This window comes from Streptococcus sp. IMAU 99161 (assembly GCF_014435245.1).
Classification (GTDB): Bacteria; Bacillota; Bacilli; order Lactobacillales; family Streptococcaceae; genus Streptococcus; species Streptococcus lactarius.
The window spans coordinates 1-900 of sequence record NZ_JAAPAW010000031.1 but is presented as its reverse complement, the minus strand read 5'-3'; the positions used below and the strand labels follow the sequence as shown (position 1 = coordinate 900).

Annotated in this window: 1 pseudogene; it reads left to right on the top strand. The window is 44.3% G+C overall.

What is annotated here, in order from left to right:
* Window positions 1-900, top strand: a pseudogene (locus tag HA044_RS09395) (phospho-sugar mutase); the annotation flags it as partial.

Here is a 900-nt window from a genome sequence, read left to right as displayed (position 1 = left end):
GTTAAATCTCCAAACCCTGAAAACCAAGAAGCTTTCGCCCTTTCTGAAGAACTTGGACGCAAAGTGGATGCAGACGTATTGGTCGCAACAGACCCTGACGCAGACCGTCTTGGTGTTGAAATTCGCCAACCAGATGGCTCTTACCTCAACCTTTCAGGAAACCAAATTGGTGCTATCATCGCCAAATATATCCTCGAAGCCCACAAGACAGCTGGTACCCTTCCTGCCAATGCCGCTCTTTGTAAATCCATCGTATCCACTGAGTTGGTAACGAAGATTGCGGAAAGCTACGGCGCAACCATGTTTAACGTCTTGACTGGTTTCAAATTTATCGGTGAAAAGATCCACGAATTTGAAACCCAACACAACCACACTTACATGCTTGGTTTTGAAGAAAGCTTCGGTTACCTGATCAAACCATTTGTACGTGACAAAGATGCAATCCAAGCTGTATTGATCGTAGCTGAAATCGCTGCTTACTACCGCTCACGTGGCATGACCTTGGCAGACGGTATTGCTGAAATCTACAAAGAATACGGCTACTTCGCAGAAAAGACCATCTCTGTCACCCTTTCAGGTGTGGATGGAGCTGCTGAAATCAAGAAAATCATGGATAAATTCCGTGGCAATGCTCCTAAACAATTCAACAAGACAGATATTGTTAAGACAGAAGACTTCTTGGCACAAACAGCTACTACAGCAAACGGCGTTGAACAATTGACAACTCCACCAAGCAATGTGCTGAAATACAGCTTGGCAGACGATTCTTGGATCGCTGTCCGCCCTTCAGGAACAGAACCAAAAATTAAATTCTACATCGCTACAGTTGGAACATCTGAAGCAGATGCCAAAGAAAAAATCGCCCATATCGAAGCAGAAATCAATGCTTTTGTAGGGTAA